This is a genomic window from Prevotella sp. OH937_COT-195 (genome assembly GCF_003932845.1).
GTDB lineage: Bacteria > Bacteroidota > Bacteroidia > Bacteroidales > Bacteroidaceae > Prevotella.
Map to the genome: position 1 here is coordinate 1 of NZ_RQZH01000046.1, position 4,376 is coordinate 4,376.

The following is a 4,376-nucleotide window of genomic DNA, read 5'->3' on the forward strand; positions in this document are numbered from 1 at the left end:
GCCGATCGATAAGCATATCGACTTGATTCAAAAATTCATTTTGGGCTTTCCTGTATCGCTTCTCGAAGATGACGTCTGCAAATGATACTTCTTCGTTAGATGATTTTCCTTGTTGTGCCATAGGTGGCAATGTATTCAATTATACCGCAAAGATACGAAATAATTCGCTGATATACAATGGCATAACATGAAAAAATAAAGAAATTTACCGTGCAAAGGTCTCTAATAATGCACTCTCCACGACTGCGCATCTCTGTTGCCCAGTCGTACACCTTCAGCACCGTTTCTGAAGCGATGGTGCTTGATGCAAGGAAAGCCGTCTTTTACAATTTCAACAGTTCCTGATTACCCAGATATTCCACTTTTATTTCCATAGGTCATTCCGTTGACGCTTTTGATGAATATCATCAGAAGCAAGAGGCATTATTTGGCTTCCTCATCATTCTTTTTTCTCTTATTCTTTCGTGGTGCGATACGCTTCAGGTCTTGATCGAGTTGTTTGATGCTATCAAGATGCTCTATCTGCCGTTGCCGTTCTTTGTAGGCAATATATTCCTTGGTAGCTTTAGCTACAGCCAGTTTGTGAGAAATGGTGCCAGCATGTTCAAGGATATTCTTTTCGTTCATGGTGAGTACAAGGCGTAGTTTCTGAACCCAATCGCGCATATACATCGGTTTCTCAGCCAAAGCCTGCGCCTCAGCATAGGCAAGGAACTGTTCAACGATTAGTTTTAGTTGACCAATCTCTTTCTCATTCAGATAGTTCTTACCTATCAGGACATCATTCTTGGTAACTTTTCCCTCTTTTTCCGTAGAAGTAAGTCCCATCATTGGCAGGGAAGCATTGGCACGATAATAAAGAAGTTCAGCTGCCGTCTTTCCGCTGACAGCCCAAAGCAACTTGTTCTGTACTTCCTTGAAGAAAGCCTGCGTCATCTCAGCCGATGGATTATAGTCGATGCTTGTTTTATAAACGTCCTTTATCTGCTGATAAAACACTCGCTCTGAAAGGCGTATCTCGCGAATACGGTCTAAGAGTTCCTTAAAATAATTGTAAGACGACCCGGTCTTAAATCGCTCATCATTCAACGCAAAGCCCTTTATGATATATTCTTTCAACCGCTGCGTAGCCCAAATGCGGAACTGCGTGCCCTGCTGCGACTTTACCCGGTAGCCCACAGAGATTATTACATCGAGGTTGTAAAACTTTACAGGCTTATCGGAACCTGCAATGTGCAAAATTTGCACATTGCTATTCTCATCAAGTTCTCTTTCTTCAAAAATGTTATTTATATGCTTGGTGATAACACTACGCTCACGACCAAAAAGTGCGCACATCTGTGCCTGTGACAGCCATACCGTCTCATTTTCAAACCGAACATCTATCTTTATCTTACCATCTTCCGACTGGTAGATGAGCATATTGTCATTGTTGTCTGCTTCCATTATTCTTTTATTAAATTATTGTTCCTCTCAGTAAACACTTTACCTTCATTAAATAGGAGTGTCGGATCTTCTATTACCATTTTTGGACATTTTTAACCAACTCATTGCCAATAAGTTATACAAAGAAAACGCTTCGCAAATGACAAAATAAAGTAGACGATTGGACCACTTTTGGACATTTTATTTATCATATCTCCCCGCGTTTTTTCATTTCTTTTATTCCTAAATCAAAGGCGCGAGCAACCAAAGCAGAGTTTTTAATATATTTTTCTGCTATCTTATATGTGGTAGATGCCCCCTCTCCTTCTTTGATTAAGAGCTGAGAAGCAACTAATTTATCAATAACAGTCCTTACTTGACGACGTGTCAGATGACCTTCTAATAACTTTGCAAAGTCCTTCATTTTGGCTTTACCAAACTTTGTAAGGTGGGGTATGATTACCGACATTACTTGATTTATTCCCCAGTCGTCTTTTTGGCTGTATTCTCCTTCTTGACCGCTAAATTCGTAATAGCTTTTAGATAAAATATAGTATGTACCTCTTGTCCTACCGCGTTTCTCAATCAGTCCGCGAGTTAATAATTTCTCTATACTATCTCTTTCAATGTTCTGCGATTTTCCTTGTCTTATTTCATTTAAAGATATCACGTCAAAAACAGAGAGCCTTTCTTCTTCAGGTAAATCTCTTTGTTCAGATTCCAGAAACATCGCAAAAGCCTTGTCCTTGATGACCGCTGAAAGATGCAACTCCACCCGGAAAGAGTCACTATGAGAATAATCTGGGCAATCTTTTCCTTCTGACAATGTGTTCTTAAATATTTTATCTATACCTTGCCCCGATCGTTCCACAACACCTGTTTTTTCTAACACGTCTGCCAACAGTCTGTTTCTTGGAGTACTTTGAACCCTTAACAAATTATCAACACTTACACCTAAAGGAAAACCTCCAGCATTCATTACAATTAATTTTTGTGGGTATTGCTTAATTACAGTTTCACTTGTACGTCTATAGTCTCTATGAGCAATAGCATTATTAATAGCTTCACGAATCACATCTTCATTAAAGAAAGGAATGTTGAATATATAGGAATTATCATTCACATCAATCTTGTCATTCCTCAAATTAATATCATGCCATAGCATGTCTATCATTTTATAGAATGGCTCACTGTAAGTATGCCTGTTGTCATATGGAACCAAGTTCTCGGATTTACGATATTCCAATATTACGGAGGCCTGGGGTAATAATTCAATGAGTTTCTCTCGTTTGCCAACAAGAATCAATGCAGCATAAGTAACTTTACATTCTTTCATAAGTTGCAAGTCACTTAAAACCTGCTTGTCAGGTAGTGCTAAGAAATTAGGATTTTTCTGTTTTGTTGCATACTTCTGTTTCAGAATCCGAATCGCTTCTGTATCCAAATCATTTATGGAAACCGTACTACATATCTCGGAAGAAAAGTCTGGTTCTTGTTCCTGTAGAATCTTAAAGATCTCTTCATCAGACATAGGCTTCAACTCTTCTCCGACTCGCATCAAAGGGACATCTTCAAATCTAAAAAGCTTTCCGATAGGTCGTCCTGGGACATCTATCACTAATACACGTCCTTCCTTCGTAGTTTCATCTTCATAGAGTTCATAAATACTCGGGCGGATTAATGTATCTCTATAAATATTGCTTACCAATTCTCCAATAGCCCCTTCATTCTGTTTTGTGCCCACCACCTGATGTGGATAGGCATCTTCCATTCCAAGCACTAAATACCCACCACCTTCATTACAAAGAGCAGTAACATAACCTAAGATACACTTTCTTCTATACTTAGGATTGGGTTTAGAGCCACCATCATAAGCGAAATTGCCTTGTGCAGCCCGCTTAAATTCAACCTTATCTTCAGACTCTCTCAGAGTTTTCAAGTGTTCTATTGTGAGTTTACTCATGATTTACTTATCTCTTTTAGTTATGGATTCTTTCACCGTTTCGGGGAGTCCTTCGTATAAGGACTCTATCTCTTTTGGTTCAGTAATCATGCGCTCGGTAATGATATTCAGAAGGCGCATAAGCATAGTTACTGTTCCTTTATCATCAACATCAAATGAAATAACACCTGGGTGGACAGCTTTGTTACCTACAACGCGTACAACGTCTAACGCTTGCTGAACTACTTGTGGTAGCCCTTTCTTAACAAGGGCACCTATATTTTTATTTATATCTCGGTCGGTTTCTCCCAATTCGTTACACAATCTGTCTATTGCCAATCGCAATAGTGCGCAGGCTGCCCTTGGAGACTTATTGTAAATCGTTCCTGCTTCGTTATATAGCTGCTTCACGCTTTCTGGCATATCAACGTTAGGCTCCTTTGCAACGATGTCTGGATAAATGTAATCATCATTTATCCAGATTATCTTCTTTCCACAGTTCACACATCTTGCAATGAAGAGTTCGTTTAAGTATTCTTTAAACGATCCTTTTGAATCTACAACGTGATTATCTTCATCGAAAAAATGATGATTTAATTTCATTAACCTTAATTCCGCAACAAATTATTTTTATAAGTGCCTGAGCAACAAAATGTTGCTAGGGATTTTGTCATGTCGCAAAATTCACTTAACTTAGTGTTGCACTATAAAGCTTTTTGAACAAAGCAACTGACATGGCAAAAATACAAATAAAATCTGAAAAACTTACTCCTTTTGGTGGTATATTTAGTGTTATGGAGAAATTTGAGCAGGTCGCAGAGTCAACCAGCAAGTGCAAAATTACAAAACGTGTTTGAAGAACTCGCATTTTGGAGTAGAAAAGTTTAATTTTTACCCCAGTTCGGGATAATATTTCTCAAAACATCATAAGTTGTTTGGTGTCCTCAATATAATATCCATCAAGTGCTTTCGGCTTGTTGTCGAAGAAGCAGTATGCCGCCAGTGCTGC

The 4,376-nt window shown here is 38.6% G+C and carries 3 protein-coding genes and 2 pseudogenes; all 5 read right to left on the reverse strand.

Annotation, left to right across the window (positions count from 1 at the left end):
• Positions 1-121 (reverse strand): annotated as a pseudogene (locus tag EII32_RS12590) (IS5/IS1182 family transposase); the annotation flags it as partial.
• 302 nt (positions 122-423) lie between these two features.
• Positions 424-1,446 (reverse strand): RhuM family protein, encoded by a 1,023-nt coding sequence (rhuM, locus tag EII32_RS10935; RefSeq protein ID WP_125235423.1) that lies wholly within the window; start codon positions 1,444-1,446, stop codon positions 424-426.
• Positions 1,447-1,633: 187 nt separating this feature from the next.
• Positions 1,634-3,388, reverse strand: coding sequence for an ATP-binding protein (locus EII32_RS10940; protein ID WP_125235424.1), 1,755 nt, complete (start codon positions 3,386-3,388; stop codon positions 1,634-1,636).
• 3 nt (positions 3,389-3,391) lie between these two features.
• Positions 3,392-3,970 carry a DUF4145 domain-containing protein gene (locus EII32_RS10945; RefSeq protein ID WP_125235425.1) on the reverse strand — a complete coding sequence of 193 codons (579 nt, stop codon included), beginning with the start codon at positions 3,968-3,970 and terminating at the stop codon, positions 3,392-3,394.
• A gap of 313 nt (positions 3,971-4,283) precedes the next feature.
• A pseudogene (locus EII32_RS12595) lies at positions 4,284-4,376 on the reverse strand (IS982 family transposase); the annotation flags it as partial.

What these genes read in the sequence shown, in the direction of transcription:
- rhuM (WP_125235423.1), bottom strand. Translation starts at nt 1,446, where the DNA reads ATGGAAGCAGACAACAATGACAATATGCTCATCTACCAGTCGGAAGAT.
- EII32_RS10940 (WP_125235424.1), bottom strand. Translation starts at nt 3,388, where the DNA reads ATGAGTAAACTCACAATAGAACACTTGAAAACTCTGAGAGAGTCTGAA.
- EII32_RS10945 (WP_125235425.1), bottom strand. Translation starts at nt 3,970, where the DNA reads ATGAAATTAAATCATCATTTTTTCGATGAAGATAATCACGTTGTAGAT.